The sequence below is a fragment of the Kocuria sp. UCD-OTCP genome (assembly GCF_000349605.1).
Taxonomy (GTDB): Bacteria; Actinomycetota; Actinomycetes; order Actinomycetales; family Micrococcaceae; genus Kocuria; species Kocuria rosea.
This window is the reverse complement of the sequence record NZ_AOSQ01000018.1, coordinates 39,333-65,690: the sequence shown is the minus strand read 5'-3', so window position 1 is coordinate 65,690 and position 26,358 is coordinate 39,333. Positions and strand designations below refer to the sequence as shown.

General features: G+C 73.9%; 22 protein-coding genes and 1 pseudogene. 10 read left to right on the top strand and 13 right to left on the bottom strand.

Features of this window, described 5'->3' with window-relative positions; genetic code table 11:
- Window positions 1-97 precede the first annotated feature (97 nt).
- Window positions 98-667, bottom strand: a complete 570-nt coding sequence (locus tag H488_RS25600; RefSeq protein ID WP_017833000.1) for a rhodanese-like domain-containing protein — start codon at window positions 665-667, stop codon at window positions 98-100.
- Window positions 668-789: 122 nt separating this feature from the next.
- On the opposite strand from H488_RS25600, the gene H488_RS25595 reads away from it, so the two are divergent.
- The 4 genes from H488_RS25595 (at window position 790) to H488_RS25580 (ending at window position 5,094) form a co-directional block, all read left to right on the top strand.
- A complete protein-coding gene (locus H488_RS25595) occupies window positions 790-1,047 on the top strand; it encodes a metal-sensitive transcriptional regulator (RefSeq protein WP_017832999.1) in 258 nt (85 codons plus the stop codon).
- Window positions 1,048-1,128: 81 nt separating this feature from the next.
- Window positions 1,129-3,222 (top strand): phosphate acetyltransferase, encoded by a 2,094-nt coding sequence (gene pta, locus H488_RS25590; RefSeq protein WP_017832998.1) that lies wholly within the window; start codon window positions 1,129-1,131, stop codon window positions 3,220-3,222.
- 67 nt (window positions 3,223-3,289) lie between these two features.
- Window positions 3,290-4,447, top strand: coding sequence for an acetate/propionate family kinase (locus tag H488_RS25585; RefSeq protein ID WP_017832997.1), 1,158 nt, complete (start codon window positions 3,290-3,292; stop codon window positions 4,445-4,447).
- A gap of 143 nt (window positions 4,448-4,590) precedes the next feature.
- Window positions 4,591-5,094, top strand: coding sequence for a hypothetical protein (locus tag H488_RS25580; RefSeq protein WP_017832996.1), 504 nt, complete (start codon window positions 4,591-4,593; stop codon window positions 5,092-5,094).
- A gap of 31 nt (window positions 5,095-5,125) precedes the next feature.
- Here H488_RS25580 and H488_RS25575 read toward each other — a convergent pair whose 3' ends face one another.
- The 3 genes from H488_RS25575 to H488_RS25565 are packed head-to-tail and all read right to left on the bottom strand — an operon-like array spanning window position 5,126 to window position 7,463.
- Window positions 5,126-5,587: a MarR family winged helix-turn-helix transcriptional regulator gene (locus tag H488_RS25575; RefSeq protein ID WP_017832995.1), complete on the bottom strand. Its 462-nt coding sequence runs from the start codon at window positions 5,585-5,587 to the stop codon at window positions 5,126-5,128.
- Window positions 5,584-6,279, bottom strand: a complete 696-nt coding sequence (locus tag H488_RS25570) for a CE1759 family FMN reductase (RefSeq protein ID WP_017832994.1) — start codon at window positions 6,277-6,279, stop codon at window positions 5,584-5,586. The genes H488_RS25575 and H488_RS25570 overlap by 4 nt, the downstream gene beginning before the upstream one ends.
- On the bottom strand, window positions 6,276-7,463 hold the full coding sequence (locus H488_RS25565; protein ID WP_017832993.1) for an LLM class flavin-dependent oxidoreductase: 1,188 nt from the start codon (window positions 7,461-7,463) through the stop codon (window positions 6,276-6,278). Before H488_RS25565 ends, H488_RS25570 begins: the two co-directional genes overlap by 4 nt.
- 126 nt (window positions 7,464-7,589) lie before the next feature.
- Between H488_RS25565 and H488_RS25560 the strand changes: the two genes are divergently transcribed.
- Complete coding sequence (locus H488_RS25560; RefSeq protein WP_017832992.1) at window positions 7,590-10,004, top strand: glycoside hydrolase family 31 protein; 2,415 nt, start codon at window positions 7,590-7,592, stop codon at window positions 10,002-10,004.
- Window positions 10,005-10,074: 70 nt separating this feature from the next.
- Here the strand turns inward: H488_RS25560 and H488_RS25555 are convergent, their stop codons facing one another.
- A complete protein-coding gene (locus H488_RS25555) occupies window positions 10,075-10,632 on the bottom strand; it encodes a hypothetical protein (RefSeq protein WP_017832991.1) in 558 nt (185 codons plus the stop codon).
- A gap of 126 nt (window positions 10,633-10,758) precedes the next feature.
- On the opposite strand from H488_RS25555, the gene H488_RS25550 reads away from it, so the two are divergent.
- The 3 genes and pseudogenes from H488_RS25550 to H488_RS25540 all read left to right on the top strand — a co-directional run bounded on the left by H488_RS25550 (window position 10,759) and on the right by H488_RS25540 (window position 12,851).
- Window positions 10,759-11,223 (top strand): OsmC family protein, encoded by a 465-nt coding sequence (locus H488_RS25550; RefSeq protein ID WP_017832990.1) that lies wholly within the window; start codon window positions 10,759-10,761, stop codon window positions 11,221-11,223.
- 155 nt (window positions 11,224-11,378) lie between these two features.
- Window positions 11,379-12,397, top strand: a pseudogene (gene ppk2, locus H488_RS25545) (polyphosphate kinase 2).
- A gap of 10 nt (window positions 12,398-12,407) precedes the next feature.
- Complete coding sequence (locus H488_RS25540) at window positions 12,408-12,851, top strand: anthrone oxygenase family protein (protein WP_017832989.1); 444 nt, start codon at window positions 12,408-12,410, stop codon at window positions 12,849-12,851.
- Between the two features lie 95 nt (window positions 12,852-12,946).
- Here H488_RS25540 and ppc read toward each other — a convergent pair whose 3' ends face one another.
- Window positions 12,947-15,763 (bottom strand): phosphoenolpyruvate carboxylase, encoded by a 2,817-nt coding sequence (ppc, locus tag H488_RS25535; protein WP_017832988.1) that lies wholly within the window; start codon window positions 15,761-15,763, stop codon window positions 12,947-12,949.
- Window positions 15,764-15,988: 225 nt separating this feature from the next.
- On the opposite strand from ppc, the gene H488_RS36035 reads away from it, so the two are divergent.
- Window positions 15,989-16,519, top strand: coding sequence for a hypothetical protein (locus tag H488_RS36035; RefSeq protein WP_017832987.1), 531 nt, complete (start codon window positions 15,989-15,991; stop codon window positions 16,517-16,519).
- 43 nt (window positions 16,520-16,562) lie between these two features.
- On the opposite strand, the gene H488_RS25525 is transcribed toward H488_RS36035, so the two are convergent.
- Window positions 16,563-17,066 (bottom strand): phosphoribosyltransferase, encoded by a 504-nt coding sequence (locus tag H488_RS25525; protein WP_017832986.1) that lies wholly within the window; start codon window positions 17,064-17,066, stop codon window positions 16,563-16,565.
- A gap of 125 nt (window positions 17,067-17,191) precedes the next feature.
- On the opposite strand from H488_RS25525, the gene H488_RS25520 reads away from it, so the two are divergent.
- Complete coding sequence (locus H488_RS25520; protein WP_017832985.1) at window positions 17,192-17,767, top strand: cysteine hydrolase family protein; 576 nt, start codon at window positions 17,192-17,194, stop codon at window positions 17,765-17,767.
- Between the two features lie 40 nt (window positions 17,768-17,807).
- Here H488_RS25520 and H488_RS25515 read toward each other — a convergent pair whose 3' ends face one another.
- From H488_RS25515 to H488_RS25490, 6 genes are all read right to left on the bottom strand, one after another.
- A complete protein-coding gene (locus H488_RS25515) occupies window positions 17,808-18,515 on the bottom strand; it encodes a cation transporter (RefSeq protein WP_017832984.1) in 708 nt (235 codons plus the stop codon).
- Entirely contained in the window at window positions 18,512-18,844 is a 333-nt protein-coding gene (locus tag H488_RS25510; RefSeq protein ID WP_017832983.1) for an ArsR/SmtB family transcription factor, read from the bottom strand. Before H488_RS25510 ends, H488_RS25515 begins: the two co-directional genes overlap by 4 nt.
- A gap of 58 nt (window positions 18,845-18,902) precedes the next feature.
- Window positions 18,903-19,955 (bottom strand): LLM class flavin-dependent oxidoreductase, encoded by a 1,053-nt coding sequence (locus tag H488_RS25505; RefSeq protein ID WP_017832982.1) that lies wholly within the window; start codon window positions 19,953-19,955, stop codon window positions 18,903-18,905.
- 91 nt (window positions 19,956-20,046) lie between these two features.
- Entirely contained in the window at window positions 20,047-20,748 is a 702-nt protein-coding gene (locus H488_RS25500) for a hypothetical protein (protein ID WP_017832981.1), read from the bottom strand.
- A gap of 151 nt (window positions 20,749-20,899) precedes the next feature.
- Window positions 20,900-22,744, bottom strand: a complete 1,845-nt coding sequence (ggt, locus tag H488_RS25495) for a gamma-glutamyltransferase (RefSeq protein WP_017832980.1) — start codon at window positions 22,742-22,744, stop codon at window positions 20,900-20,902.
- A 45-nt stretch (window positions 22,745-22,789) separates the two neighbouring features.
- On the bottom strand, window positions 22,790-26,320 hold the full coding sequence (locus H488_RS25490; RefSeq protein ID WP_017832979.1) for a proline dehydrogenase family protein: 3,531 nt from the start codon (window positions 26,318-26,320) through the stop codon (window positions 22,790-22,792).
- Between the last annotated feature and the right edge of the window lie 38 nt (window positions 26,321-26,358).

Here is a 26,358-nt window from a genome sequence, read left to right as displayed (position 1 = left end):
CCCCGGGGACGACGCCGGCCCCGCCGCCACGCGAACGGCGTGGCGGCGGGGCCGGCGGATCAGTCCGCAGGGTCGGCCCGGCGGATCACTGGACGGATCACTGGGCGGTGAGCTGCTCCAGCACGGCGTCCTTGGAGGGATCCTTGGCGCCCTGGTTCCAGGGCATCTTCGAGAGCACGTTGGCCATGGCGCAGGTGTTGGACAGCGCGGAGTACGCGAGCCCGCCGCCGACGCCCGCGGCGACGGCGCGCAGCTTCGGGGAGACCAGCTGCCCGCCCACCACGCTCGCCAGCACGAGCGAGCCGGCGACCATGCGGACCTGACGGTCCATGGCCCAGGCCGAGGCGCCGCGGACGACCGCGCCGCCGGCCTTCTCGAAGTCGTCGACGGTGCCGTCGACGACGTAGGTGTTCTCGGTGCCGGCCGAGGAGAGGATGTCCTGGGCGCGGGTGGCCCGGGCGCCGGAGCGGCAGATCAGGGCGACCTTGCCGCCGAGGGCCGCGGCGATGTCCTGCGCGTGGTCGGCCACGAGGTCGACGGGGACGTTGTAGGCGCCGTCGATGTGCTCGGCGGCGAACTCGGCGGCGGAGCGCACGTCGAGGACGGCGACCTCCTCTCCGGACTCGATCCAGGACTTCAGCTCGGCGGGGGCGACTTTCGAGGTCATGCGGCAGTTCCTTCCGGGTGACGGTGGGTGTGACTCCATGATGCACTATACCCCCCTGGGTATGCAAGATCCCCCAGGGGGTATAGAATCGTCGGAGCAACCACCACACCCAGGAGCGCCCCGTGCAACTCGACCCCCAGGACCTCACCCCCACCATCAACCGGCTCAAGCGGGCCCAGGGCCAGCTTGGCGCCGTCATCCGCATGCTCGAGGAGAGCCGCGAGTGCAAGGACGTGGTGACGCAGCTCTCCGCGGTCTCCCGCGCCCTCGACAAGGCCGGCTTCTCCATCATCGCCACGGGCCTGGACCAGTGCCTGCGGTCGGAGGACCCGAGCCTCGACAAGGCCGAGCTGGAGAAGATGTTCCTCTCCCTGGCCTGAGCGGCCCCGCACCCGGCCCTCCGGCGGGTGGGCCCTAGACTGGGCACGGACCCAGCCCGACCGTCGGAGGACCCCGCCACCATGACCCAAGGCATCTACGTCAGCGCCATGACGCCGCAGTCCGGCAAGTCGCTCGTGGCCCTCGGCCTGGCCGACTCGCTGTTCCGCAAGACGGACCGCCTGGGCTACTTCCGGCCCGTCCACCTCGGGGAGACCCCGGCGGAGGACCCGATGGTGCAGCTGATGAAGCGCAACTTCGACCTCCCGGACGAGCGCTGCCGCGGCGGCATCTCCCTGGCGCGCACCCGGGAGCTGCTCGCCGCGGGGGACCACGACGAGCTCGACGCGATGGCCGTGACCGTCTACGGCGAGATGGCCCGGCACTGCGACGTGATCGTGGTGGACGGCACCGACCTCCTGGCGCACAACGCGGCCACCGCCGAGTTCGACATGAACGCCCGGATGGCCAACAACCTGGGCGCCTCCGTGCTGGCCGTGATCGGCGCCGACGAGTCCGAGAGCCCCGAGGACGTGCTCAACGCGGTCGAGGTCACCCGGGCCGAGCTGAACCAGGTGCGGTGCGACATCTTCGCGGTCATCGTCAACCGCGCCCGCCCCGACTGGGTGGAGCAGATCGAGCACAACGCCGCCCGCGGCGTGCGGGGCCTGCCCGTGTACGTCATCGCCGAGAACGAGGCGGTGGCCGCGCCGACCGTCGCCGAGCTGCGGGACCGGCACGGGTTCGGGGACGGCCCGTCCGCGGTCTCCCTGGACCGGGACGTCAAGGGCGTGAAGATCGCCGCGATGACCGTGGGCCACTACCTCGAGCAGCTCGCCGACGGCGACTTCGTCATCACGCCGGGGGACCGCTCCGACATCGTCGTCGCGTCCCTGGCCTCCGCCCTCTCCCCCGCCCTGCCCGTCCCCTCCGGGATGCTGCTGACGGGCGGCTTCGAGACCGAGGGGCGGATCCGGGAGCTCACCGCCGCGGCGCCGTTCCCCGTGCTGACCACCGGACTGGACACCTACCGGGCCGCCCGGGAGGTGTCCCGGACCCGGGGCACCCTCTCCGGGGCGCACCCGCGCAAGGTCGCGGCCGCGCTCGGCGAGTGGGCCCGGCGGGTGGACGGCGAGGAGCTCGTGAGCCGGCTCGACCTGCCGCGCCCGGCCAAGCGCACGCCCCTGCGCTTCCTGCACGAGCTCGTCGAGACGGCCCGGGCGGACCGGAAGAACATCGTGCTGCCCGAGGGCGAGGACCCCCGCATCCTGCGGGCCGCCGAGATGATCCACCGCCGCAACTTCTGCGACCTCACGGTCCTGGGCGACCCCGGGCGGATCGCCCAGCTGTGCCAGACGGAGGGCATCAACCTCGACTTCGCCGAGGACGGGCTGACCCTCGTGGACTTCGAGCACGACGACGCGCTGCGCGAGAAGTACGCCGGGGAGTACGTGCGGCTGCGCGCCCACAAGGGCGTGCAGCCGGAGACGGCACTGGAGCGGATGCTCGACGGCTCCTACTTCGGCACCATGATGGTGCAGATGGGGGACGTGGACGGCATGGTCTCCGGCGCCGCGCACACCACCGCCAACACCATCCGCCCCGCCCTGGAGTTCGTGAAGACCTCCGAGGGCGTGAAGATCGTCTCCTCCGTGTTCTTCATGCTCCTCGAGGACCGCGTCCTGGTCTACGGCGACTGCGCCGTGAACCCCAACCCGGACGCCCCGCAGCTCGCGGACATCGCGCTCGCCTCCGCCCGCACCGCCCGCCAGTTCGGGGTGGAGCCCAGGGTGGCGATGCTGTCCTACTCGACCGGCGGGTCCGGCTCCGGCGAGGACGTGGACAAGGTCCGGACGGCCACCGAGATCGTGCGCGGCGCGGACCCGGGGCTCGAGGTGGAGGGCCCCATCCAGTACGACGCCGCGGTGGACGCCTCGATCGCGGCCTCCAAGCTGCCCGGCTCCGCCGTGGCCGGCCGGGCGACCGTGTTCGTCTTCCCGGACCTCAACACCGGCAACAACACCTACAAGGCCGTCCAGCAGTCGGCCGGCGCCGTGGCCGTGGGCCCGGTGCTGCAGGGGCTGCGCAAGCCCGTCAACGACCTCTCGCGCGGGTGCACCGTGGACGACATCGTCAACACGGTCGCGATCACCGCGATCCAGGCGCAGGGCATGTGACCCACCGGCCGACCGCTCGCACCGTCCCCGTCCCCATGCCCGTCGCCACAGCCCCAGGGAGTCCTCCATGCTCGTGCTCGTCGTCAACTGCGGCTCGTCCTCGCTCAAGTACCAGGTCCGGGAGCTCGAGGCCGGTGCGGACGGCGGGACGGTGCTGGCCTCCGGGCTGATCGAGAACATCGGCAGCTCGCGGATCGCGGACCACACGCAGGCGCTCGAGCTGCTCGCGGAGCGGCTCGAGGCCGAGCTGGAGGGGCGCACGATCGACGCCGCGGGCCACCGCGTGGTCCACGGCGGCGAGCGCTTCTCCGCGCCGGTGCTCGCGACCAACGAGATCATCCGCGACATCGAGCGGCTGGTCCCGCTGGCTCCCCTGCACAACCCCGCCGCCGTCCTGGGCCTGCGGGCCGTGCAGAAGACGTGGCCGCACCTGCCCCAGATCTGCGTGTTCGACACCGCCTTCCACCGCACCATGCCCGAGCACGTGTGGCGCTACGCCGTGCCGGAGGAGTTCTACGAGCGCTGGGGGATCCGCCGCTACGGGTTCCACGGCACGTCCCACGACTGGGTGACGGGTCAGGCGGCGCAGTTCCTGGGCGTCCCGCGCGAGCGGTTCAGCTGCGTGGTGGCGCACCTGGGCAACGGCGCGTCGGTGACGGCGGTCAAGGACGGCGCCTCCTACGACACGTCGATGGGCTACACCCCCCTGGCGGGCCTGGTGATGGGCACCCGCACCGGGGACCTGGACCCGTCCGTGGTCACCGCCGTCCTGCGCCGGGACCCCGGGATGACCCCCGAGCGGCTCGACGCCGTGCTCAACAAGGAGTCCGGCCTGCGGGCCATCGCCGGCGACCACGACATGCGCGCCGTCCAGGAGGCCGCCGACCGCGGCGACGAGCGCGCCGAGCTGGCCCTGGAGATGGCCGCCCACCGCCTGGCGAAGTACGTGGGCGGCTACCACGTGGCCGTGGACGGCGCGCAGGCGCTGGTCTTCACGGCCGGGATCGGGGAGAACGCCTCGGCCTTCCGCGCCCGCGTCTGCGGGCGGCTGGGCGCCCTCGGGGTCGTGCTCGACGACGACGCCAACGCCGCCCGCTCGCGGGAGGTCCGCCGGATCTCCGCGCCGGGATCCGCACTGGAGGTCCTCGTGGTGCCCACCGACGAGGAGCAGGCGATCGCGGCGGCGACCGCGGCGCTCGTCGCGGCCGGGACCTCCCCCGCCTGAGCGGATCCGGGCGTCACGCTCCGCCGCACCGGGGCCATGGGGCCGCCGGGTGTTCGCGAAGGCGATTCCAGCGGATAGGTTCGGTGCTGGGCCCTGCGCAGGGCCCTCCCCGTGTCAGGCCCGTGCGTCAGGAGGCACCGACGATGTCCCAGCAGCCCCACCAGCCCCGGGGCCACGGCGGCCCGCCGCCGCCCGGCGCTCCTCCCGACGCGAGGGCCCGCCCGCCCCGGCCCCCGGTGACGGCCGATCTGCGGCTGCTGCTCCGGCTCACCGTGGCGTCCTTCGTGGTCGCGGTCCTCGGCAGCGCGGTGGGGTACCTGGCGGCGCCCGAGCAGTACACCGGCCTGCCCGCAGGGGCGTTCGGGACGGTCGTCCTCGCCATCTCGCTCCTGTTCGGCCTCGGGTTCACCGCCGGGCTCTACGCCCTGGTGTACTTCCCGCTGCGCGAGCAGCGGCAGTGGGCGTGGATCCTCGGCATCGTCTTCGCGTCCATGGCGCTCCTGACCACCGTGGCCAACGCCGTGCTGCTGCTCGTGGTCCCGGCGGGCACGTCGATCGGACTCGTGACGGGCGCGCTCAAGGCCGTCGTGGACGTGGCCTGGCTCGTGGTGGCCGCCCGGCCGGGCGTGCGGGCGGCACTGCGCTGAGCTCGCGGACCGGGACGCCGCAGCCCCGTCCTCAGGCCAGACGGCGGGCCAGCCGGTTCATGACGGCGGCCAGCCGGTCGGCGTCGTCGCCCTCGAGCGCACGGAGGAACAGCTCCTCGACGTCGCGGGCGTGGGCGGGTCGCAGGCGCCGGAAGGCGCGCAGCCCCTCCTCCGTGAGCTCGGCCTCGAGGCCGCGCGCGTCCTCGGCGCAGCGCCGGCGCCGCACCCAGCCGCGCTTCTCCAGCACGCCGATCTGGTAGCTGAGCCGGCTCGGGGAGAAGACCAGCCGCTGGGCCAGCTCCCCCATCCGCAGCCGGTGGTCCTCGGCGTTGCGCAGCAGCAGGAGCACCTGGTAGTCCATGAGCGAGCAGCCGTGCTCCTTGAGCCGCGCCTCGATCTCCGTGGTCAGCCGGGCGGTGGTCTCGAAGAACAGCTGCCACACGTCCCACGGGCGGGCCGCGGGCTCCGGCGCGGCCGCCGGGTGGCCGGTCACCGGCCGGCCCGGGCGAGCAGGTCCGCGAAGTCGGGGACCCCGTCGAACCCGCCGCCCCGCCCGGGCGCGGCCGCACCGGCCGGGACCTCGCCGGCCGCCCGTCCGGCCGGCTGCGCTCCCGGCGCGATCGAGCGCGCCAGCTGCGCGCCGGCGCGCCGGATGCGCGACTCGAGCGATCCGCCGGCCCAGTCCTCGGTGGCGGCGTAGACCCCCAGGGGCAGCACCAGCGCCTTGAAGTGGGTGAACAGGGGGCGCATGGCGGTGTCGAGCATCAGGGAGTGGCGTGCCGTGCCCCCGGTCGCGGCCACCAGCACGGGCACGTCCTCCAGCGCGGCGTCGTCGACGAGGTCGAAGAAGGACTTGAACAGCCCCGAGTAGGAGGCCTTGTACGTCGGGGTGGCCGCGATCAGGGCGTCCGCCCCGGCGACCGTGTCCAGGGCGGTCCGCAGCTCCGGACCGGGGAACCCGGTGAGCAGGTGGTCGGCGACGGCGTGGGCCAGCGGGCGCAGGTCCACGCGCTCGATCCGCACCGGCGTCTCGGCCAGTCCGTCCCGGGCGGCCTCGGCGAGCCGGTCGGCCAGCAGCGAGGTGGAGGAGGCGTCGGACATCCCCGCCGACACCACGGCCACGGTGAGCGGGCGCGCCGCGACGGGGTCCGGCGTCGTCGTCCCGGTGGGGTTCCGGACGCTCATCGGTGGGCCTTCTCCGTGGTCCGCCCCGTGGTCGGCTCCGCGGCCTGCGCGGCGCGGGCCCGCCCGGCGGGCGAGTCCTCGGCGCCGCCGGGCACCGGGTCCTGGCCGGCGCGGTGGCGTTCCAGCAGCGAAGCGTGGGTCGGGGCCTCCGGCACGTGGGCGGGCCTGAGCGCGGCGAACTCCTTGCGCAGCACCGGCACGACCTCCTCGCCCAGCAGGTCGAGCTGCTCCAGGACGGTCTTGAGCGGCAGGCCGGCGTGGTCCATCAGGAACAGCTGGCGCTGGTAGTCGCCCGCGTAGTCGCGGAACCCGAGGGTCTTCTCGATGACCTGCTGCGGGGAGCCGACGGTCAGCGGCGTCTGCGTGGTGAAGTCCTCCAGGGACGGCCCGTGCCCGTAGACGGGGGCGTTGTCGAAGTAGGGGCGGAACTCCCGCACGGCGTCCTGGGAGTTCCGGCGCATGAACACCTGGCCGCCGAGGCCCACGATGGCCTGGTCGGCCGAGCCGTGGCCGTAGTGCTCGAAGCGCGTCCGGTAGAACTCCACCATCCGTCGGGTGTGCTCGGCGGGCCAGAAGATGTTGTTGTGGAAGAACCCGTCGCCGTAGTAGGCGGCCTGCTCCGGAATCTCGGGGGAGCGGATCGAGCCGTGCCACACGAAGGGGGCCACGCCGTCGAGCGGGCGCGGGGTCGAGGTGAAACCCTGCAGGGCGCCGCGGAACCGGCCCTGCCAGTTGACCACGTCCTCCCGCCACAGCCGGTGGAGCAGGCTGTAGTGCTCGATCGCCAGCGGGATGCCCTGGCGGATGTCCTGGCCGAACCACGGATAGACCGGGCCGGTGTTGCCCCGCCCCATGGTGAGGTCCACGCGGCCGTCGGTCAGGTGCTGCAGGTAGGCGTAGTCCTCCGCGATGCGCACCGGGTCGGTGGTGGTGATCAGGGTGGTGGCCGTGGACAGCTGCAGCCGCTCGGTCTGCGCCGCGATGCTCGCCAGCAGGACGGGCGGGTTCCCCGGCGCCACGAACGGCGGGTTGTGGTGCTGGCCCGTGGCGAAGACGTCCAGGCCCACCTCCTCCGCCTTCTTCGCGATCTCGACGGTGGCCCTGATCCGCTCGTGCTCGGTGGGGGTGCGTCCCGTGGTGGGATCCTCGGTGACGTCCCCGATGGTGAAGATGCCGAACTGCATGTGGTCCTCCTGCTCCGCGGCGGCGTCCGGCCGGACGGCCCGCCCTGTTCTTTCAAATTTGAACTACTACCGTCAAGCGGCGCCCGTCCCGGATTATTCCCGCCCCGGTCCGCCTAGGGTGGACGCATGCCCCTCCCCCACTTCCGTCCCACCGGCGCCGGCACCGCGGACCCGGGCGCCGTCGTCGCCGGCGAGCACTACCGCATCAGCGTGCTGAGCCCCGGGCTGCTGCGCCTGGAGTACAGTCCCGCCGGCCGCTTCGAGGACCGTCCGTCCGCGTTCGCCGTCGACCGCCGGTTCCCGGTGCCGGACTTCCGGGTGCGGCGCACGGCGGCCGGTCTGGAGCTGAGCACGGAGCGGATCCACCTCAGCTACGACGAGCGGGCCTTCAGCCCGACGGGACTGTCCGCGCAGATCCGCGGCGGCGTGACCAGCTACCACAGCGTGTGGCGCTACGGCGTCCCCGCCCCCACCCTGGGCGGGACCGCGCGCACCCTGGACGAGGCCGACGGCCCGATCCCGCTCGAGCCGGGCATCACGTCCCGCGAGGGCTTCGGGGTGATCGACGACTCCGCCTCGGTGCTGCTCACGGACGACGGCTGGTACGCGCCGCGCGCGCCCGAGGAGGGCGCCGTGGACCTCTACCTCTTCGGCTGGGGCCACGACCACCGGCAGGCGCTGCGCGACCTCTACGCCCTGTCCGGGCCGCAGCCCGTCCTGCCGCGCTGGGCGCTCGGCAACTGGTGGAGCCGGTACCACGCCTACGACGAGGCCGAGTACCGGGAGCTGGTCGCCGAGTTCGACCGGCGCCGCCTGCCGTTCTCCGTGCTGGTGGTGGACATGGACTGGCACCTCACGGACGAGCACGTGGAGCGCCGGCACGGCTCGGGCTGGACGGGCTACACCTGGAACCGGGAGCTGTTCCCGGACCCGCGGGCCTTCCTCGCGTGGGCGCACGAGCACGGCTACCGGGTCACGCTCAACCTGCACCCGGCCGACGGGGTGCGCTCCTTCGAGGACGCGCACCCCGCGATGCTCGAGGCCCTGGGGCGCGAGCCGGGCTCGGAGGAGCCCGTGGCCTTCGACGTCACCGACCGGGACTTCGTGGCCGCGTACTTCGAGGTCCTGCACCGCGGCCTGGAGGCCGACGGCGTGGACTTCTGGTGGGTCGACTGGCAGTCCGGGCCGCACTCGCGGCTGCCCGGGGTGGACCCCCTGTGGGTGCTCAACCACTACCACTTCCTGGACTCGGGCGCGGACGGGTCCCGCCCGCTGACGCTCTCCCGCTACGCCGGGCCCGGCAGCCACCGCTACCCGGTCGGCTTCTCCGGCGACACCGTCATCTCCTGGGCCTCGCTGGCGTTCCAGCCGTACTTCACGGCGACCGCGGCGAACATCGGCTTCGGCTGGTGGAGCCACGACATCGGCGGGCACGTCTTCGGCGCCCGCGACGACGAGCTGGCCACCCGCTGGCTGCAGTTCGGGGTGTTCTCCCCGATCCTGCGCCTGCACTCGGGCGACAACGACTTCATCGCCAAGGAGCCGTGGCGCTACCGCTCCCCCTACGCGGAGGCCATGGAGCGCGGCCTCCGGCTGCGGCACCGGCTGGTCCCCTACCTGCACACCGCCAACCGGGCCGCCGCCGTGGAGGGCGTCCCCCTGGTCCGGCCCCTGTACCACGAGCACCCGGAGGCGGAGCAGGCCTACCGGTACGGCCACCAGTACCTGTTCGGGCCCGAGCTGATGGTCGCCCCGGTCACCTCCCCCGCGGACCCCGTGGTCACCCGCGCGGCCGTGCCGGTGTGGTTGCCGGAGGGGTCCTGGACGGACCTGTTCACGGGCACCGTCTACGACGGCGGGCGGGAGCTCGTGCTGCACCGGGGCCTCGACGACGTGCCCGTCATGGCCCGCGCCGGCGCGATCGTGCCCCTCGCGGGGTCCGACGACGACGCCGCGCCGGGCCCCGGCAATCCCGGTGAGCTGGAGGTCCTGGTGGTCGCCGGCGCCTCGCACCGCACCGTCCTGGACGAGGACGACAACAGCGGCGACGGCCTCGACCCGGCCCGCTGGGCGCGCACCCCGCTCGCCCTCGACGCCGCCGCCGGGGAGTTCACGGTCGGCCCGGCGCAGGGCCACCTCGGCTGCCTGCCGGCGGCGCGCACCTGGACCCTCACCTTCATCGGCCTCGAGGAGCCGGCCGAGCCGACCGTGACCGTGGACGGGAGGACCGTCCCGGTCCGCACCGCCCGGCGGGGGAACGGCGTGCGCGGGCACCGCACCTCGGTCACCGTCGAGGGGGTCGCCCCCGGGGCGCAGATCGTGGTGCGGTCGGCGGGACTGGGCGCCGTGGCCGCCCAGGATCCCGCGGACCGCGTCTTCGACCTGCTCAACGACGCCCAGATCGGCTACGAGGTCAAGCGGCGGGTGCACGAGGCCGTGCGGCGCGATCCCGTGGGGGCGCTCGGGCAGGCACCCGCCCTGGGCGTGGAGGGGCCGCTGCTCAGCGCGCTCACCGAGCTGGTGCTGGCGACGCGGACCTGACCCCTGGTCGCCGGAGGTCGACCCGTCGTGGCGTGCCCCGCGCCCCCGGCCGCCGCCCGCGGCGGAGAGCTCACCCGGGGCAGGGGCCGTCCTCGTCCAGGCCGAGCTCGACGACCAGGATGGGCAGCCTCAGCCGTTCCGCGGTGAAGGACACCACGCGGGCGTGCGGGATGCCCTTCTCCCGGACGAAGCGGCAGGCGACCAGTCCGTGGTCACGGTTCTGGCCGATCATCAGCACCCAGTTCCGGCCCGCGGCGTCCAGCGCGTGCGCCTGGCGCTCCAGGTCCCTTCCCGCCGGGTCCTTCTCGGTGCTGCGCCGGGCGAAACGGGCCGCGTAGGCCCTCATGTCCTCCTCGGTGCGCAGCAGCCCGGCGGCGACCCGCCGCGCGTCCTGGACCCTCAGCGCGGGCGCGATCTGCTCCTCGCGGATCTCGCCGGCACGGTCCCCGCCCTCCTCGTCGGCGGACCGGTGGGCGGCGTGGATGATGCGCTCGATCCGGCGCAGACGGGCGTCGTCCTGGTGCAGCCGGCGGTAGTCGGCGATCAGCGCCTCGAGCTCGGCGTCCAGGTGGCTCCGCTCGGGCTCCTCGGGCTCGCGGCCGTCGTGCGCCGGTCGTGATGGGGACAAGCCGGCCTCCTGGGCGCTGGACGGTGACGTTCCCACGTCAACGGCGACGGCCGCAGCGCCTATTCCGCCGGCCCCCGGGGGCGGTGCCGGGACCGCCGACGCGAGCGGGGTTGGCATCATGGGTGCATGAGTGAGATCAACGACCCCGCCCCGCGTTCCGTCGAGCTGACCCGCACCGCCACCGGCCACTACACCGCCCGCAACGCCGAGGGGGCCGAGATCGCCTTCGGCCGCGGTGAGGGCCTGCTGTCCCCCGTGGAGCTCCTGCTGGCCGCCGTCGCCGGGTGCTCGGCCATCGACGTGGACGTGGCGACCTCCCGCAGCTCGGAGCCCTCGGAGTTCCGCGTCGAGGCGACCGGACAGAAGATCCTCGAGGAGAACGGGGCGAACCGCCTGGAGGACCTGCACCTCTCCTTCCACCTCGCGTTCCCCGACGACGCCGCCGGCCGCAAGGCCGCCGGCATGGTCCAACGCCTCGTCACCCTGTCCCACGACAAGTACTGCACGGTCTCGCGGACGGTGGAGCACGGCACCGCCGTCGGCCACGACGTCAGCGTCGACATCGACGGTGCCGCGGGCGAGCCCCTGTAGCCGACCGCACGGGGTTCTGCACGGTCGGCCCCGGGCGGGGCAGGAGGACCGAGCCCCTGGTGTTCACCGGGCGGTCATGTGCCCGCCGTCCGGGCGGGTCAGGATGAGCACGCCTACACTGCGCTCAAGAGACCCTGACCGGAGAGGAACGGCCGATGCCCGACGGAAAACGGCAGTGGATGCCCGCCGACCAGTGGGCCGTGCGGGAGAACCTGCGGGAGTTCATCGACCACCTCACGCAGATGGGCTACACCGTGCCCCACGGGCACGAGGAGGACCCGGACCTCATCGACCCGGGGGGCTCGGCCGTGGAGACCTGGCGGGAGGACCACCCCTACGACGAGCTGATGAGCCGGGAGGAGTACGAGCTGGAGAAGTACAAGCTCCAGATCGAGCTGCTGAAGTTCCAGTACTGGGGCCAGGACCACGACCTCCAGCACGTCATCGTGTTCGAGGGCCGGGACGCCGCCGGCAAGGGCGGGACGATCAAGCGGTTNGGGGCCAGGACCACGACCTCCAGCACGTCATCGTGTTCGAGGGCCGGGACGCCGCCGGCAAGGGCGGGACGATCAAGCGGTTCACCGAGTACCTCAACCCGCGCGCCGCCCGGGTCGTGGCCCTGACCAAGCCCTCGGACCGCGAGGCCGGGCAGTGGTACTTCCAGCGCTACATCCGCCACCTGCCCACCGCCGGGGAGATGGTGCTCTTCGACCGCTCCTGGTACAACCGGGCGGTGGTGGAACCCGTGATGGGCTTCTGCACCCCGCAGGACTACGCGTGGTTCATGGACCAGGCCCCGGTGTTCGAGAAGATGCTCGTGGACTCCGGCATCCACCTCACCAAGCTCTGGTTCTCCGTGACCCAGCAGGAGCAGCGGACCCGGTTCGCGATCCGTCAGATCGACCCCGTGCGCCGGTGGAAGCTGTCCCCGCAGGACCTCGCCTCCCTGGACCGGTGGGAGGACTACACCGAGGCGAAGGAGGAGATGTTCCTGCGCACGGACACCGACCACGCCCCGTGGACCACGGTGAAGTCCAACGACAAGAAGCGGGCGAGGATCAACGCGCTGCGCTTCTTCCTGGACCAGTTCGACTACGAGGACAAGGACCCGTCCGTGGTCCACCCGGCCGATCCGCTGATCGTGCGCCGCGGCCGCGACGCCGTCGGCGACTGAGCCCCGCGGCGTGGAGACGTGGCCGGCGCTGGTCGCCGGCATCGGCTCGGGCCTCGTCGGCGGGTTCTACCTGGCGTTCTCCCTGGTGGTGATGCCGGCGCTGCGGCGCCTCCCCGGCGGCGCGGCGGCCTCGGCGATGATCGCCGTCAACCGGGCCGCGGTGCGGGCGCCGTTCCTGGTCCTGTTCTTCGGCACCGCCCTGGCCTGTCTCGTCGTGGTCGGCACGAGCCTCTCCGCACCCGGCGGGCCGCTGCGCGTGCTGGGTGCGCTGGCCTCCCTGGCGGGCTGGGTCCTGACCGTGGCGGTCAACGTCCCGCTCAACGCCCGGCTGGCCCGCACCGATCGCCGGACCGTGGTGTGGTCCGCCTACGCGCGGCCGTGGACGCGGGCCAACCACCTCCGGGCGGGACTGTCCGTGCTCGGCGCCGTCGCCCTGCTGCTGCCCGTCCCCTGATCCGGGCCCCGGTCCGGCCGGGCCGCGGACCTCCTCCCGCCCGCGGACCGGGCCGGGCGGCCGCGTCCCTCCGCGCCGCCGCCCGGCCCGGGCGGTCAGCCGGTGTTGCGCAGGCCGGCGGCCACCCCGTTGATGGTGATGAGCAGGGCCCGCTGCAGGCCCTCGTCGACCTCCCGGCCCTCGGCGTCCTGCTCCCGGATCCGGCGGAGCAGCTCCACCTGCAGGTAGGAGATGGGGTCGAGGTACTGGTCCCGCACCTCGAGCGTCTGCTTCAGGGTGGGGTTGCCGTCCAGCAGCTCCGCCTGCCCGGTGAGCCGGGCGAGCTCGTCGAGGGTGAGCTCGTACTCGCGGCGGATCACCTCGAACACGTGCTGGAGCCGCTCGGGCACCAGGGCCCGGACGTAGTGGGCGGCGATCTCCAGGTCGGTCTTCGCCACGGTCATCTCCACGTTGGAGATCACGGAGCGGAAGAAGTGCCAGCGCTCCAGCATGGTGCGCAGGTCCCCCTCCATCCCCGCCTCGCGGGCGGCGCGCAGGCCCGAGCCCACCCCGAACCAGCCGGGCACGATCTGGCGGGACTGCGTCCAGCCGAAGACCCACGGGATGGCCCGCAGCCCGGACAGACCCTTGTCCGACGACGGGCGCTTGGCCGGGCGGGAGCCGATGTTCAGCGCGCCCAGCTGCTCCACCGGGGTGGCGGACAGGAAGTACTCCGGCAGGTCGGGGTCCTCGACCAGGCCCGTGTAGGAGGCGAAGGCGGCGTCGCTGACCACGTCCATGACCTCGCCCCACCGGTCCAGCTCCTCCTCGGTGGAGCGCGGGTCCTGGTGCAGCGCCGTGGCGCGCAGCACGGCGGCCAGGGACAGCTCGAGGTTCTCCCGGGCCAGGGCGGGGAGGGAGAACTTGTCGCTGATCACCTCGCCCTGCTCGGTGAACTTGATCTCGCCGGCGAGGACGCCGCTGGGCTGGGCGAGGATCGCGTCGTGGGTGGGGCCGCCGCCGCGGCCCACGGAGCCGCCGCGGCCGTGGAAGAGCCGCAGCCGCACGCCGTGCCGGGCGGCGACGTCGCGGAGCCGGCGCTCGGTCCGGTGGATCTCCCACCGGCTGGTCATCACCCCGGACTCCTTGTTGGAGTCGGAGTAGCCGAGCATGACCTCCTGGATGTTCCCGCGCGCCGCGACCACCCGCCGGTAGGCCGGGTCGGAGAGCAGCTCGTCGATGACCTCCGCGGAGCGGCGCAGCTCCCCGACGGTCTCCAGCAGCGGTGCGAAGCCGAGGGTGGCGCGGTCCTGCTCGCCGGTGAGGTCCACCAGCCCGGCCTCGCGGGCCAGGATCACGGGGGCCAGGATGTCGTCCGCGTCGCGGGTCATGGACACGATGTAGGTCTCGACGATCTCCTCGCCGTAGGTCTCCTGGGCCCGGGCGATCTCCCGGAAGACCGCGAACGTCCGGTCCGCGTCGCCGTCGAGGTGCACGGCGCCCGTGGACAGCCCCGGCGGGGCGAGCGGGCGGCGGCCGGCGAGCTCCCCGGCGAGCACCGCGGCGCGCGCGCCCCGGTCCATGTCCGCGTACGGCTGGTCCAGCTCGCCCAGCCGGTCGAGCAGCTGCCCCACGGCCTCGTGGTGGGCGTCGGCGTGCTCGCGGACGTCCAGGGTGGCCAGGCCCAGGCCGAAGCCGGCGATGGTGCGGGTCGCCGCGGCGAGGGAGCCGTCGGCGGCGAGCGCGCCCGCGTGGTGCCGCAGCGAGCGGGCCACCACGTCGAGGTCGGCCACGAGCTCGGCGGTGGTCCGGTAGTCCCGGCCCGGCTCGTGGACGGTCTCCTCCGCGAACCGGCGGCGGGTGTTGATCAGCTTGGCCTTGATGCAGGTGAGCTTGAGCCGGTACGGCTCCTGCGCGTTGAGCTCCAGGACCCGCGGGTCCAGGCCGGGCAGGTGGGCCACGTCCCGCTCCACGGACTCGCGCAGCTCGGGGTCGACCTCGACGATGGCGGTGGAGGGGGACAGCCGGGAGACCAGCACGTCCAGGAAGCTCAGGGCGATGTCCACGGCGGCCTGCCCCTGCAGCTGGAGGACCCGGCGGGTCATCTCGGGGGTGACGTTGGGGTTGCCGTCCCGGTCCCCGCCGATCCAGGACCCGAAGCGCAGCGGCGGGGGGCCGGCCGGCAGGTGCACGTCGTGCTGCGAGAGCTGGTCCTCGAGGTCCGCGAGCAGCACGGGCATGGTCTCGGTGAGGACCTCCCGCAGGTAGTACAGGGCGTTGCGGGCCTCGTCGAGCGGGGTGGGGCGGTTCTGGCGCAGTTCGTCGGTCTGCCACAGGAGCTCGATCAGCTCGGCGAGGCGCCGGTCCTGGCTGCGGCGCGCGGCGGAGCCCTCGGCGGTCTCGCGGGCCAGGATGTCGGAGAGGTGCCGGATCTTGGTCAGCACGGAGCGCCGGGAGGCCTCGGTGGGGTGCGCGGTGAACACCGGCCGGACGTCCAGGCTGCCCACCGCCTCGCGCAGGGCGTCGGGACCGGCCTCGGCGGCGACGTCGGCGACCGCCGCGGCGAGCCACCCCTCGTCCTCGGGGCGGCGGCCGAGCACGCGCACGCGGTGCACCTGCTCGGCGGCGTTGGCCAGGTGGAAGTAGTGGGCGAAGGCCCGCACCAGGTCCGTCGCCCGGTCCAGGGGCAGGGAGCCGAGCAGGTCGCGGACCTGGCCCGCGGCGTCGTCGGCCCCGGAGGCCTTGGCGTCCTTCGCGTCCTTGGTGAGCCGGCGGACCTGCTCGACCAGCTCCAGCAGCTCCTCGCCGCGCTGACGGGCCAGGGTCTCCCCCAGCAGGGTCGTGATGCGGCGGACGTCCGCACGCAGCGGGGCGTCGATCACCTCGGCGCGGTGGCGGTCGGGGGCGGCGGTCCGGTCGTGCTGAGTCGTCATGTCGCGGCTGCTCCTGGCTGGTCGGTCGTCACGGGTGCGCGCACGACCGACGAGCGGTCGCGCCGTCGGTGCCTACCGTGCCAGCCTACCCCGGGTGATCCACGTCGCACGGGCCGCCCCGGGGAGGCCCCGCGTGGACCCTCTCCTGGAAACCCGTGCCGGCCGGGGCAGGGAGCGGTAGGTTCGGCGGTGAGCACACCTCGCGCGCGCCAGGAGGCACAGGCCATGAGCCAGCACCCGCACGGTCCCGGCGGCCCGCACCGTCCGGGCGGCGGGCCGCCCCCGCGGCTCCCCGGCGGACCGGGTCCCGGCACGGTCCCGCCCGGGCCGCCGATGACGGCCCGGCTGCGCCTGCTGCTGCGGCTCACCCTGCTCTCGTTCGCGGTCAACGTGGCGGACACGTTCGTGCAGGCTGTCGCGGGCCCCAGCGCCCAGCTCCCCGGCATGGAGGACCTGGTGCGGGTGCCGGGGCTCCCCGGCGCCGGGCTGTCCGCCGCGCTGGCGCTCCTCGGCGTGGTGCTGACGACGGCCCTCTACGCGCTGGTCTGGTTCCCGCTGCGCGAGCAGCTGCAGTGGGGCTGGATCCTCGGCATCGTCTTCTGCTCCCTGGCCGTGCTCGGCGACCTCTTCGACCTGGCGGTGTTCCTCCTGGGCGGGCACCTGCTGCCCGGGCTCAGCACCACCGTCCTGGTCGCGGTCAACGTCGTGTGGCTCGTCGTGGCCGGCCACCCCGGGGTGCGGGCGGCGCTGCGCTGACCCGGATGAGGAGCGGCCCGGGCGGGACGCGGCCCGGGGGCGGTCAGGCGCCGGCGGTGACGGGTGGGGCGGCCGACCAGGGGAAGACGATCCAGTCGTCGGTGGCCTTCCACAGGTAGTCGGGCCGGATCACGGAGCGGGGCTTGCCGTAGATGACGGCGGAGCGCGCCTCCGCGCCCAGGCCGCGCAGCAGCTCCAGCACCAGGGCGAGGGTCCGCCCGGAGTCCGCCACGTCGTCGACGACGAGCAGCTTCCGGCCCGCGATGGACTCGGTGTCCAGCATCGGGGCGAGCAGCACGGGGTCCGGCAGGGTCTGGTGGACGTCGGTGTAGAACTCCACGTTGATCGCGTCCGAGAGCTTGACCCCCATCGCGTAGGACAGCGCACCGGCCGGGAGCAGACCGCCGCGGGCCACCGCGATGATGATGTCCGGCAGGAAACCGCTGTCCACGACGCTCTGGGCGAGCTCCTGGGTCGCTTCGCCGAAGCGTTCCCACGTGAGGATCTCCTTGCCCTCGAGCTCGAGGGCGTCCGCGTGATAGGCCATGCGCCTCAGGCTACCGGAGCCCCGGAGCGGGTGGAGCCGCGCGCCCGAAGGTAGTAAGTTCACTGATCGGATCGTTGTCCACCGGAGCCCCCCCGCGGGGCTCCCCCCGCACCGGAGAGGACGCCATGCCCCAGCACCCGGCGCAGGGCCGCACCGCCCTGCTCGTCATCGACATGCAGAACTCGTACTTCGACTTCCCCGAGCTCGAGGAGCAGCGGGAGCCCGTGACGGAGAAGGTCAACGAGCTGATCCGGGCGGCCCGCGACGGCGGCTGCCCGATCGTGCTGATCCGCACCCAGCACGAGCGGGACGGCTCCACGTGGACCGTCAACATGCACGACGACGGGCAGGGCTTCGCGTTCCCCGGCACGGAGCAGTCCGAGTACGTGGCCGGTCTCGACACCGAGGGCGGGACGGGGCTGGTCAAGACCCGGGACAGCGCGTTCTTCGACACGGACCTCGCGGCCCGGCTGCGCAACCTGGGCGCCACCCACCTGATGCTCTGCGGGATCTCCACGCACAGCTGCGTGGCCCAGACCGCGATCGACGCGTTCGCCCACGACTTCCGGGCCGCGGTGGCCCGGGACGCCGTGGCCTCCGAGAACTCGGAGCTCTCCCGCGCGCTGCTGGCCTTCCTCGAGGACGAGATGCGCCAGGACATCCTGCACCAGGACGAGGCCGTGGCCCGGCTGCGGGGCTGAGCACCGGGCCCGCGCTGGGAGCTGCGCCTCGGGAGCCGGCTCACGGGCAGCCGGAGCAGCCTGGGCCGCACCCGTCCGCGCCGTCGTCGGCGTCCGCGCCGACGAGGACGGCCGCCGGCGTGCAGCAGGCGTCCCCCCGCCAGGCCTCCAGGCCCTCTCGCAGCGCTACGACGGCGATCACCAGCGCGGCGACCGGGTCGGCCCAGTTCCAGCCCAAAGCGCTGTTGAGGACCAGGCCCACCAGCAGCACGGCCGAGAGGTAGGTGCACAGCAGGGTCTGCCGGGAGTCGGCCACCGCTGAGGCGGAGCCCAGCTCACGGCCGGTGCGGCGCTCGAACCAGGACAGCAGCGGCATGACCACCAGGCTCAACGCTGCCAGTCCGATCCCGACCGGAGAGTGCTCCGGCTCGGCGGCCTCGAGCAGGGCACGCAGCGCGTCGACGGCGACGAAGGCCGCGAGGCCGAAGAAGGAGAAGGCGATCACCCGCATGGCCGCCCGCTCCCGGCGATGCGGGTCCGGAGCGGCGAACTGCCAGGCCACCGCGGCCGCCGACAGCACCTCGACGACGGAGTCGAGGCCGAAGCCGATCAGTGCCGAGGACGAGGCGACGGCACCGGCGGTGATCGCGACGATCGCTTCGAGGACGTTGTAGGTGATCGTGCCGGCCACGATCCACCGCACCCTCCGGTGCAGGAGGGCCCGCCGGTCCCCCGTGATGGGCCTGGGGCCGAGAGAGGTCGAGCTCATGCGCAGTTGCAGCCTTCCGGGGAGCAGCAGACAGGGTCCACGGCGACCACCAGGTCCAGCAGCTCTCCCAGCGCACCGCCCAAACGGGGGTCGGCCAGCCGGTACCAGGTGTTGCGTCCCTCGCGGGTGGCCTCGACGAGCCCGCACCCGCGCAGGCAGGCGAGCTGATTGGAGACCACCTGCTTCGACACGCCGAGGCTCTCGGCCAGGTCCGTGGGGCGCGCCGGGGCCTCGCGCAGGGACAGCAGGATCCGGGTGCGGACGCCCTCCGAGAGGGCGTTGCCGAACCGGGTCAGGGCAGCGGCGTGGGTGGAGCCGACCGAGGTCATGCCCCAACAGTACACGATGGCGTGTACTGAGTACTCGGGAAGGCCGATCGCCCGGAGCTCAGCCGGTGACGGGCGCCGACAGGTCGGCGGTCATGTCCTCGACGTAGCGGCGCACCTCGGTGCCGAAGAGCTCGATGCTGCGCCGCATCCGGGCGTGGTCCAGGGTGCCCACCGCGTACTTGAGGTCGAAGCGCGAGGCGCCGAGCGCCGCCGAGGACCGGACGATCTTGCGGGCGACCGTCTCCGGGGAGCCCACGAAGTAGGCGCCCTCCGGCCCGCACATCGCGTCGAACTCCGCGCGGGTCAGCGGGCCCCAGCCGCGCTCCCTGCCGATCCGGGCGTGCGTGTACGCCTGGTGCGGGAAGAACTCCTCGCGGGCCTGCTCGTCGGTCTCCGCGACGTAGCCCGGGGAGTGGAAGGCCACCGGCTGCGGCTCCTTCTCGAAGTGCTCGAGGGCCTGGCGGTAGTAGTCGGCGAAGGGCGCGAAGGCCGAGGGGCTGCCGCCGATGATCGCGAAGATGACGGGCAGCCCGTAGTGGGCGGCGCGGACCACCGAGTTGGGCGAGCCGCCCACGGCGATCCACGTGCGCAGCGCGCCGGCCTCGGTCTTGGGGTAGACCTCCAAGCCCTGGATGGGCGCGCGCAGCCGGCCCTGCCAGTCGATCCGGCCCTCGGTGCGGAGCCGGTCGAACAGCTGCAGCTTCTCCTCGAACAGCGCCTCGTACTCGTCCAGCGGGTAGCCGAACAGCGGGAAGGACTCGGTGAAGGAGCCGCGGCCCAGGATGACGTCGGCGCGGCCGGAGGAGAGGGCGTCCACGGTGGCGAAGCGCTGGTAGACCCGCACCGGGTCGTCGGAGCTGAGCACGGTCACCGCGGAGCCCAGGCGGATCCGCTCCGTGACCGTGGCGATGCCGGCGAGCACCGTCTCGGGCGAGGAGACCGCGAAGTCCTCCCGGTGGTGCTCGCCGATGCCGAAGAAGTCCAGTCCCACCTGGTCGGCCAGCACCGCCTCGGCCACGACATTGCGGATCACCTGAGCCCCGCCGAGCATCCGCCCGTCCGGCCCGGGGTAGAGGTCGCCGAAGGTGTTCAGGCCGAGCTGGATGGTCATGCGGGGCTCCTCGTCGCAGATTTTGTGGATACATCCATAAAAGTCGTCGGCGGGCCGGCTTATTCCGGTGCCGCTGCGGCCGGGGTCCGGCTCAGCGGGTGAGCCACTCCCAGGCGGTGTGCTTCTCGGGGCCGGGGACGCCGCTGACGATCCACGCGATGTCGTCCGTGGAGAGCGGGAACGGGGGCTCCCCCTCCTGGTCGGCGGGCTCCAGCTCGTCCACGTGCTCGAGGCTCCACAGCTCGGCGAACACCTGGGTGGGGCCGCGCCGGTCCACCAGCCGCTCGCGGACCTCCTCGGCGAGCTCGTCCAGGTGGTCCTGCAGGAACCCGGCGAGCTCCGCCGCGAACCCCTCCGCCCCCTCCTCCGCGGGGTCGATCTCCCACGTCTGCCGCACGAGCGCCAGGGCCTCGTCGTCGCCCAGGGGGGCGCCGTCCCGGCGGGGGTCGGGCGCCCCGGCCGGGACCGGTTCACCGGCGGCGACGGCCAGGAAGCGCTCCTGGAGGACGAACAGCGCGGCGACGGTCATCAGATCGTGCACCCGCCGGCCGACGGCGTCGTCGTCCTCCGGCCCGGCGGCCGCGCCGTCGACACCCCCGCCGGCGAGGCCCTCCCAGGCGTGGCGCACCCAGGCGCGGACGCGGTCGGGCTCGCCCGAGCGGATCGAGGACGGGCGGATCGAGGACGGGCGCCACCCGTCCGTGGCCGCCCGCCACCGGTCGTCCAGGGCGGGGTCCCCCGGCACGACGGGCTCGGAGGGGCCGGGGCGGTCGGCGGGCGGGTGGCTGAACACGGTGCGGCTCCTGGGTCGGACGGACGTGGCGCGGGACGCGCGGTCCGGACCCAGCCTAGGACGTGTCCCGACAAGCCCCGGGCCCCGTCCGGAGCGGACGGGGCCCGGGGCCTCGGTGACAGGTCAGCGGCCGGTCAGCAACAGCGCGGCGTCACGGCTCGGGGTGCACCACCATGGCGGAGCCGCCGTAGCCGCGCTCGGTCTCGGCCGCCGCCTCGAAGCGGCCGTCGCCGAGGATCCGGATGGCGGAGGCGTTGCCGATCCAGCGCACGTCCTCGAGCTCGTGCCCGAGGGCGATCAGCTCGTCGCCCGTGGGCGAGTCGAGGAGACCCAGGTCGGCGCCCTCGGCCCCGTTGCGGGAGCTCAGCCGGGGCGCGGCCACGGCGTCGACGAGGTCGAGGTCCCGGTCGATGTGCCCGGTGAGGATCTGCGCCACCGTGGTGATGATCGTGGCGCCGCCGGGGGTGCCCACCGACATCCACGGCTCCCCGTCCCGGAGCACGATCGTGGGGCTCATCGACGAGCGGGGCCGCTTGCCCGGGCCGGGCAGGTTCGGGTCCGGCACGCCCTCGGTGACGGGCGCGAAGTTGAAGTCGGTCAGCTCGTTGTTGAGCAGGAACCCGTGGTCCGGGACCGTGATCCCGGAGCCGCCGGTCTGCTCGATGGTGAGGGTGTAGGAGACCACGTCGCCCCACCGGTCGGCCACGTTGAGGTGGGTGGTCGAGACGCCGCCGACGGGCTCGGGCTGACGGGCCCCGGCCGTCCCGCACGCGGCGTAGTCCCCGTCCGGCTCGCCGAAGGGGATGGGCCGCTCCTGGGCCGCGGCGGGGTCGAAGAGGCAGGCGCGCTCGTCGGCGAACTCCTGGCTCGTGAGCTCCTCGACGGGCACGCCCTGCACGTCCCCGATCCACCGGTTGCGGTCGGCGAAGGCGGTCGCCGTGGCCTCCGAGAAGCGGTGCAGGTACTGGGTCCCGGAGACCTCGTCGAGGGCCGTCCCGGTGCGCTCGTCGTAGGCCTCCAGGAGGTTCAGGGTCTCGGCCACCGTGATGCCGCCGGAGCTGGGCAGCCCCATGCCGTAGACCTCCAGGCCGCGGTACTCGGTGGAGACCGGGTCCTTGAGCAGGGCCTCGTAGGATCCCAGGTCCTCGAGGGTCATCTCCCCGGGGAGCACCTCCACGCCCTCGGCGGTGGCGGGCTCCCGGCTCGCGTCGACGACCGCCGCCCCGATCGACCCGTCGTAGAAGGCGCCGGTGCCCTCGTGCCGGATGGTGCGGTAGGTGCGGGCGAGGTCGGGGTTGCGGAACACGGTGCCGACCGCGGGCGCCTCGCCGTCGCGCAGGAACAGCTCCGCGGTCTCGGGGAACCTCCCGAAGCGCTCGGCGTTCTGGGCGGTCTGCTCCTGGAAGTTCTCGTCCACCACGAAGCCGCGGGCGGCGATCCGCTCCGCGGGCCGCAGCAACCGGTGCAGGTCCATCGTGCCGAACTCCTCGGCCGCGGTCTCCCACGTGGCCAGGGTGCCGGGCACGCCTACGGACTTCCCGGAGCTGACCACGGTGGCGAAGTCGAGGGGCTCGCCGCCCTCGCCCAGGAACTCGTCCTCCGTGAACGTGGCCGGGGCCGTCTCGCGCCCGTCGATCGTGCGGACCTCGCCGGTCTCCGCGCTGTAGTGCACGAAGAACCCGCCGCCGCCGATGCCCGCGGAGTACGGCTCGGTGACGCCCAGGGCCGCGGCCGCGGCCACGGCGGCGTCGGCGGCGTTGCCGCCCCGCTCGAGCACGTCGATGCCGACCTGGCTCGCGAGCGGGTCCACGGAGGAGACCGCGCCGCCGCCGCCGGTCATGACGGGGACCTTGGGCAGCTCGGCGGTGACCGGCGAGCCCCGGCCCCCGTGCTGCCGGTCGTCGTGCGCGACGGCCGCGGAGCCGCCGAGAACGGTGCCGGAGACGCCGAGCGCTCCGGCCAGACCCAGTGCGAGGTACCTCAGGGATGCGCGCATGGGCTCAGCCTCGCACCGGCGCCTCGTTCCCACCAGGGGCGACGCCTACATTTCGACCGGTGGCGCCGGGGTGCCCAGGCCCGGCGAGGACGCGATCACCCGGCGCACCACCGTCTCGGCGTCCGTCGAGGGGTTCCCGAAGCGGTGCATCGTCACGGACACGGCCTGCTCCGCAAGCAGCGGGAGCATCTCCACACGGGAGGCGCCGACCACCGGCCCGGTGAGCAGCGCGACCTCGGGCCGCTCGGCGAGCGCCTCGGCCAGGCCCGGCGCGGTGCCCACCACCCGGATCCGTCCGGCCCCGCTCGGATCGGACCAGTCGGCGGCGACGCGGGCGAAGGCCTCGTCACCGCAGGGGTCCAGCACCGAGCGGAAGAGCTCCTGCACCTGCGCGGGGACCTCCCCCGCGGGGACGAGGACCACGCGGGCGCCGGAGCGCACGGCGGCCAGCCCCACCCGGATCACGTCCGTGAGCGGGGCGTCCTCGGCCGCACGCACGACGACGTCGCGCGGGCGGTAGCGGAACAGGTTGGCCTCGGACTGCAGGCCGGTGGGGTCGTGGGCGCGGCCGAACTCCCGGTCCCACCAGGCCTGGTCCTGCTCGGCGCAGGCGGTCAGCCAGGCGGCGTCCGGCTCGGGCACGAGGGGGCGGAGCTCCGCGAGGTGGCGGGCGACGGACACGGAGAACTCGGTGCCGGCCTGCTCGGCCGGGACCTCCCCGAAAGGGGCCTTCTGCCACGAGCCGAGCTGGACCAGGTAGTTCGGTCCTCCGGCCTTGGCGCCCAGGCCCACCGAGGAGCGCTTCCAGCCGCCGAAGGGCTGGCGCTGGACGATCGCCCCGGTGATGCCGCGGTTGACGTAGAGGTTGCCCGCCGCGACGAGCTCCACCCACGTGCTGACCTCGTCGGGGTCCAGGGAGTGCAGCCCGGCGGTCAGCCCGTACTCGACCGCGTTCTGCAGCTCGATCGCCTCCTGCAGGTCCGCGGCCTCCATCAGCCCCAGGACGGGGCCGAAGCACTCGGTGCGGTGGAAGAAGGAGCCGGGGGCCACCCCCGTCCGGATCCCGGGCCGCCACAGCCGCCCGGTGTCGTCGAGCTGCCGCGGCTCGAGCAGCCACTGCTCCCCCGGGTCGAGGCGGGTCAGGGCGCGGTGCAGCTTCTCACCGGGCTCGGCGATCACCGGGCCCACCGAGGCCTGCAGGTTCTGCGGCCAGTCCACGACCATCGAGGACGCGGCGTCCAGCAGCTGCCGGCGGAACCGCTCGGACCGCGCCACGCTGCCCACGAGGATCCCGAGGGAGGCCGCCGAGCACTTCTGCCCGGCGTGGCCGAACGCGCTGGTCACGAGGTCCCACACGGCCCGGTCCCGGTCCGCACTGGGCGTGACGACCAGGGCGTTCTTGCCCGAGGTCTCCGCTGTCATCGGCCGCCCCGCCCGCCAGGACTGGAAGAGCCGGGCCGTCTCGTAGGCGCCGGTGAGGACGATGCGGTCCACCCCGGGGTGGGAGACGAGGGCCTGCCCCACCTCCCCCTCCACGGAGTCGACGAGCTGGAGCACGTCCCGCGGCACGCCGGCCTCCCACAGCGCCTCGACCACGGCGGCCGAGCAGCGCCGGGCCTCCGGGGCGGGCTTGTGCAGCACGGCGGCGCCGGCGGCCAGGGCCGCGACCGTGGAGCCGGTGGGGATCGCCAGCGGGAAGTTCCACGGCGGGGTGACCAGCACGAGCCGGTCCGGGACGAACCGGGCGCCGTCCACGGTCTCGAGCTCGAGGGCGCGGCGGGCGTACCAGCGGCAGAAGTCGATCGCCTCCGAGACCTCCGGGTCCGACTGGCCCAGGGTCTTGCCCGCCTCCGCGCCGGCCACCGCCAGCAGGTGCCCGCGGCGGGCGGCCAGGACGTCGGCCGCCCGGTTGAGGATCTCCGCGCGCTCCCGGGCGCCGCGGCCGTGCCATCCCTCGGCGGCGCCCCGTCCCGTGCGCACGAGCCGCTCGACGTCCTGCGCGCCGACGGGGTCGGGCACGGCCAGGGCCTCGTACCAGGATCGGTCCCGAATCCGGGCCGCGATCCCGTCCGCCCACGCCTGGTTCGCGGGGACCGAGACGTCGGTGTCCGGCTCGTTGCGGAAGGGCTCCTCCAGCGGCAGGTGCGCGGACCCGGCGCCGGGCGCGGTGCGGTCCTGGGCGCGGGCGGGCGCCGGGGCGATGTCCTGCCGCGGGTCCAGCGCCTCGAGGGCGGCCCGGAAGCGCTGCTCCTCCCGTGCGAAGACCTCGTTGTCCGGGGCCAGCTCGAAGATCCCGGACATGAAGTTCTCGTGCGCGGCGTTCTCCTCGAGCCGGCGCACGAGATAGGACACGGCCACGTCGAACTCGGCCGGGCGCACGGCGGGCACGTAGAGCAGCAGCTGCCCGACGTCGGCGCTCACGGCCCTCGCCTGCTCGACCGCCATGCCCTGGAGCATCTCGAACTCGATCCGCTCCGTCACGCCGCGGCGCTCGGCGAGCAGGTGGGCGAAGGCGATGTCGAACAGGTTGTGCCCAGCGACCCCCAGCCGCAGCCCCGTCATCCGGCCGGGCACGAACAGCCAGTCGAGGACCCGCTTGTAGTTGGTGTCGGTCTCCTGCTTGCTGCTCCACGTGGCCAGGGGCCAGCCGTGGAGCTCGGCGTCCACGCGCTCCATGGGGAGGTTCGCGCCCTTCACGAGCCGCACCTTGATCCCCGCGCCCCCGGCCTCGACCCGCGCGGCGGACCACACCGAGAGCCGCCGCACCACCGCGAGCGCGTCCGGCAGGTAGGCCTGGACCACGATCCCCGCCTCGAGACCCCGCAGCTCCGGGTGCTCCAGGAGACGGGTGAACACCTCGGTGGTCAGGTGCAGGTCGGAGTAGACCTCCATGTCGAGGTTGATGAACTTGCTCCCGGCCGGGGCCTGGGCGGCGGCCCGGTAGACGGGCAGCAGCCGCTCGACGACCTTCGCCACGGTCCCCTCGAAGCCCCAGTGGGACAGCTGCGGGACCACGGAGGAGACCTTGACGGACACGTAGTCGACGTCGTCCCGGTCCAGCAGCGCCGCGGCGTCGGCGAGGTGCTTGTCCGCCTCCTCCACGCCGAGGACCTCCTCGCCCAGCAGGTTGATGTTGAGCCGGTGGCCCTGGGCCGTCAGCTTCTTCACGGCCTGCCCGAACGGCCGGGGGCGGGCATCGACGATCATGTGGCCCACGAGCTGGCGGAGCCGGGTGCGGGCGGCGGGGACGACCACCTGCGGCGCCGAGGCCGAGAGCGCGGCCCCGAGCCGGATCTGGGCGCGGTCCGCCGCGGACATGGTGCGGGGCACGATCTCGGCGAGCGCGTGCAGGGCCCGCCCGGCGGCCCGCACGTCCTCGGTGCGCACCACCCGGTCCACGAAGCCGACGGTGAACTCGAGCCCGTGCGGGTCCTGGAGGACGGTGGCGAGCCGGTCGGCGGCGCCGTCGCGGTGCCGGCGGCCCTCGGCGGCGCGCACGAGCCACTCGCGGACCAGGGCGACGGCCTCGTCGGCCAGGGCGCGGGAGTCGGGGACGGACGGGGCGTCGGCGGTCATGGCGGCACTCTCCTGGAGGCTGCGCCCGGCAGCGGTGC

Bases quoted from the DNA above. Each gene is read 5' to 3' on its own strand.
- H488_RS25585 (WP_017832997.1), top strand. From the start codon at position 3,290: ATGCTCGTGCTCGTCGTCAACTGCGGCTCGTCCTCGCTCAAGTACCAG.
- H488_RS25510 (WP_017832983.1), bottom strand. From the start codon at position 18,844: ATGACCTCGGTCGGCTCCACCCACGCCGCTGCCCTGACCCGGTTCGGC.
- H488_RS25550 (WP_017832990.1), top strand. From the start codon at position 10,759: ATGAGTGAGATCAACGACCCCGCCCCGCGTTCCGTCGAGCTGACCCGC.
- H488_RS25570 (WP_017832994.1), bottom strand. From the start codon at position 6,279: ATGAGCGTCCGGAACCCCACCGGGACGACGACGCCGGACCCCGTCGCG.
- H488_RS25600 (WP_017833000.1), bottom strand. From the start codon at position 667: ATGACCTCGAAAGTCGCCCCCGCCGAGCTGAAGTCCTGGATCGAGTCC.
- H488_RS25525 (WP_017832986.1), bottom strand. From the start codon at position 17,066: ATGGCCTATCACGCGGACGCCCTCGAGCTCGAGGGCAAGGAGATCCTC.
- pta (WP_017832998.1), top strand. From the start codon at position 1,129: ATGACCCAAGGCATCTACGTCAGCGCCATGACGCCGCAGTCCGGCAAG.
- ggt (WP_017832980.1), bottom strand. From the start codon at position 22,744: ATGCGCGCATCCCTGAGGTACCTCGCACTGGGTCTGGCCGGAGCGCTC.
- H488_RS25565 (WP_017832993.1), bottom strand. From the start codon at position 7,463: ATGCAGTTCGGCATCTTCACCATCGGGGACGTCACCGAGGATCCCACC.
- H488_RS36035 (WP_017832987.1), top strand. From the start codon at position 15,989: ATGAGCCAGCACCCGCACGGTCCCGGCGGCCCGCACCGTCCGGGCGGC.
- H488_RS25505 (WP_017832982.1), bottom strand. From the start codon at position 19,955: ATGACCATCCAGCTCGGCCTGAACACCTTCGGCGACCTCTACCCCGGG.
- ppc (WP_017832988.1), bottom strand. From the start codon at position 15,763: ATGACGACTCAGCACGACCGGACCGCCGCCCCCGACCGCCACCGCGCC.
- H488_RS25580 (WP_017832996.1), top strand. From the start codon at position 4,591: ATGTCCCAGCAGCCCCACCAGCCCCGGGGCCACGGCGGCCCGCCGCCG.
- H488_RS25490 (WP_017832979.1), bottom strand. From the start codon at position 26,320: ATGACCGCCGACGCCCCGTCCGTCCCCGACTCCCGCGCCCTGGCCGAC.
- H488_RS25515 (WP_017832984.1), bottom strand. From the start codon at position 18,515: ATGAGCTCGACCTCTCTCGGCCCCAGGCCCATCACGGGGGACCGGCGG.
- H488_RS25520 (WP_017832985.1), top strand. From the start codon at position 17,192: ATGCCCCAGCACCCGGCGCAGGGCCGCACCGCCCTGCTCGTCATCGAC.
- H488_RS25560 (WP_017832992.1), top strand. From the start codon at position 7,590: ATGCCCCTCCCCCACTTCCGTCCCACCGGCGCCGGCACCGCGGACCCG.